Raw genomic sequence first — 3403 nt, 5'->3', positions numbered from 1 at the left:
CACCGCACCCGTCCCCGCACCCGCGCTCGTCTGAGCGAAGCCCCGCCTCCCGGCGGTGGCCCCCGCCCCTCTGGCCCGGCCGGGCCGGCGCGCCACCCGCCAGGCGAGGCGCGTCGGCCCCGGGCGGCGTTCGGCCCGCCTCCCGGCGTTCGGCCCGCTCCCCGGCCCCACTGGCGGGTAGGCCCGCCGGGGCCCGGCCGCGGGGGAGAGCCCACCAGCCGGCCGAGCCACGCCGCTCCGGCGGGGGGTCGGCCCGGCTCGGTCCCGTCAGGGCCGAGGTGGTGGTGGCGGGAGGGTGCGGATCGCTGTGAGGACCTCGGGGACCGGGATGCGCAGGAGCCGGGCGTCCGGGACGGGGGCGTGGGCGTCTCCCGGGCGCAGGGGGTCCTCCGTCGGGGCCGGGTGCCACAGGGCCCGGTGCGGGCCGTCGGTCGGGGGGCCCCACAGGCGGGGGGCCACCGGGCCGAACAGCACCACGGACGGGGTCCGCAGGGCCGTGGCGAGGTGCGCCACCCCGCTGTCCCCGGCCACCACGCACCGGGCGTGCGCCACCACGGCCGCCAGCCGCCCGAACGGCAGGTCCGGGCCACCGCCGAGCACCGCCCCCGGGCCGAGCCCGGCGTACGCGGCGACCCGCCGGGCCAGCGCCCCCTCGGCCGCGCCCGCCACGACCACCACCGGGTGGCCCTCCCGGGCCAGCGCCCGGCCCACGGCCCCGAACCGCTCCGCCGGCCAGCGGCGCGCCCCCGCGTCCGCCCCCGGGTGGAGCACCACCGCCCCGGGCACCGGCGACGGCTCGGCCGGCAGCGGCAGGCACAGGTCGCCGGGGTCCGCGTGGAGCCCGTACCAGCGCAGCAGCCGGCACCACCGGTCCCGTTCGTGCTCGTCGGCCCGCCAGCGCGGGCCGTGCCACAGGGGCCGGCCGGGCGGGGCGAACACGAACAGCCGGCCCGGGCGCAGCCCCGCCAGCAGCAGCCGGCTCGGCGGACCGCACCCGTGCAGGTCCACCGCGAGGTCGGGCGGCGGTCCGGACCAGGCCAGGGTCGTGGGCACTCCGCGCCCGGGCGCCTGGGCCGGCAGCAGCCGGTCCACGACGCCGAGGGCCCGCACCGCGTCCTCCAGCCGCCCGGGCGCGGCGAGCACCAGCTCGTGCCCGGGCAGCGCGGCCCGCAGGGCCCGCAGGGCCGGTACGGCGGTCAGCAGGTCCCCGAGCCCGAGCGCCCGCAGCACCGCGACCGTGGGGCGGCGACCGGCCCGGCCCCGGCGCGGCCCCACCGCCGCGGCTCCCGGTCCGGCCGTCACGACGTACCGGGCCCGGCGGGCGGCGGCGGCAGCACGGAGGTGCCGCGGGAGGCGGCGGCCGCCCGGTGGGCCAGGGCCGTCGTGGAGCGGCCGTCGAGGTAGGGGAGGACGACGGCCTGCCCGCCCCAGGTGCGGACCTGGGCCGCCTCCGGGAGGTCGTCCACCGAGTAGTCGCCGCCCTTGACCCACACGTCGGGTTGCAGGACGTCCAGCAGCGCGGCCGGGGTGGCCTCCTCGAAGGGGACCACCGCGTCCACGCTGCCGAGCGCCTCCAGCACCCGGATGCGGTCGGCCAGCGGCGTCAGCGGGCGGTCCGGCCCCTTCAGCCCGGTCACCGACGCATCGGAGTTCACACAGACCACCAGGCAGTCCCCGATCCGCCGGGCGCACTCCAGCAGGCCCACGTGACCGGCGTGCAGCAGGTCGAAGCAGCCGCCCGTCGCCACCACCGTCCCGCCGCGCGCCCGCACCGCCCGGACCAGCCCCAGCGCGTCCGCCCGGCCGACGGCCCCCGGGGCCGCCGCGGCCGCCGGACCGGGCCGCAGCCACGAGGACGCGCACGAGGCACCGCCGGCCGCCACGAACGCGGTCGCCTCGGCCACCGCGTCCCGGACGGCCTCCTCGGGCAGGGCCCCGTCGGCGAGCGCGCCCGCCGCCCGCGCGGCGAAGCAGTCACCGGCCCCGCAGGCGTCGCCCGACGCCGTGAAGGGAGCCGGCACCAGCAGCGGCGCGTCCGCCCGCGGCCGGGTCAGCAGCGCACCCCGCTCGCCGAGCGTCACCACCACCGACGCCGCCTGCCAGCGCTCGGCCAGCAGGGCGCCACGGCGGGCGTACGCGCCCAGCGAGGCGTCGGCACCCTCCCCGGGGCACAGCGCCCGCGCCTCGGCGGCGTTGGGGGTGACCAGGACCGTCCCCGGCACCGGTGGGCCGCCCCGGGGATGGGGGTCCCACACCAGCGTCGCGGTCCGCGCCGCCCGCTCCAGCAGGGCGCGCACGGCATCGGCGGTGCCGCGGCCGTAGTCCGCCACCAGCACGGTGCGCGCCAGGGCGAGGACCCGGGCGCACTCCGCGGTGGGCGTCCCGGCGCGCCCGCCGCCCCGGTCGATCCGCACCAGGGGCCGGCCCGCGGCCAGCACCCGGGTCTTCTCCGGGAGCGAGCCGTCCAGCGGCAGCTCCACCAGCGTGACCAGACCGCGCAGCGCCTGCCGGACCTGCCGGCTGGCCGGGTCCCGGCCGAGCGCGGTGACCAGCACCACCTCCCGGCCGGACCGGGCGGCGAGGGCCGCCGCGAGCCCGGCCCCGCCGGGCCGGGTGCGGTCGGCGGTGACGTCGACCACGGGCGCCGGCGCGTCCGGCGCGAGCCGGTCCGCGACCCCTTCGATGTCCCGGTCGAGCAGGGCGTCCCCCACCACGACCAGCGGTGCCGGGCCGCTCACCGGATGCTCCCGCCCGCGGCGGGGACCGGCGCACCGGCCGGGACCGCTGCGGCGGCCGTGCGCTCCAGCGCCGCGTCGAACGCCTCGCACAGCAGGTGCACGGCGACCAGGTGCGCCTCCTGCACCGTGGCGGTGGTGTCCGCGTCGATGCACAGCGCCTCGTCGCACGCCTGCGCCAGCGGGTTGGGGGCGCGGCCGGTCAGCGCCCACACCCGCACCCCGCGGGCCCGGGCCACCGCGGCGGCCGACAGCAGGTTGTCGCTGCGCCCGGAGGTGGACAGCAGGAGCAGCACGTCCCCCGCCCGGCCGTGGGCCGCCACCTGCCGGGCGAAGACGGCGTCGTAGCCGTAGTCGTTGCCGATGGCCGTCATGCTGGAGGTCTCGGCGTGCAGCGCGATCGCGGAGAACGGGGGCCGCTCCGTGCGGTAGCGGCCCACGAGTTCGGCCGTCAGGTGCTGGGCCTGGGCCGCGCTGCCGCCGTTGCCGGCCGCCAGCAGCCGTCCGCCGCCGGACAGGACGCACGCCAGGGCCGAGCCCCAGCGTTCCAGCAGGTCCACGCCGTCGCGGCACATCCGGTCGAGCGCGGCCTGCAGGGAGTCACAGTGGTCCCGGACGCCCGCCGCGGACGGGGCGGGCGTCCGGGACCACTGTGACTCCCTGCAGGC

At 80.9% G+C, this 3403-nt stretch carries 3 protein-coding genes; all 3 read right to left on the bottom strand.

Going from position 1 to position 3403, the window contains the following annotated elements; genetic code table 11:
- Window positions 1-267: 267 nt before the first annotated feature.
- From EF918_RS33950 to EF918_RS33940, 3 genes are read right to left on the bottom strand one after another with little or no spacing between them, the layout of a single operon-like run.
- A complete protein-coding gene (locus EF918_RS33950) occupies window positions 268-1275 on the bottom strand; it encodes a glycosyltransferase family 9 protein (RefSeq protein WP_260610942.1) in 1008 nt (335 codons plus the stop codon).
- A gap of 23 nt (window positions 1276-1298) precedes the next feature.
- Window positions 1299-2738, bottom strand: coding sequence for a PfkB family carbohydrate kinase (locus EF918_RS33945; protein ID WP_125652729.1), 1440 nt, complete (start codon window positions 2736-2738; stop codon window positions 1299-1301).
- Window positions 2735-3310, bottom strand: a complete 576-nt coding sequence (locus EF918_RS33940; RefSeq protein ID WP_125652728.1) for an SIS domain-containing protein — start codon at window positions 3308-3310, stop codon at window positions 2735-2737. Before EF918_RS33940 ends, EF918_RS33945 begins: the two co-directional genes overlap by 4 nt.
- Window positions 3311-3403 lie beyond the last annotated feature (93 nt).

Origin of the sequence: Streptomyces sp. WAC06614 (assembly GCF_003949795.1) — a bacterium.
Taxonomy (GTDB): domain Bacteria; phylum Actinomycetota; class Actinomycetes; order Streptomycetales; family Streptomycetaceae; genus Streptomyces.
This window is presented reverse-complemented; position numbering and strand designations above follow the sequence as displayed.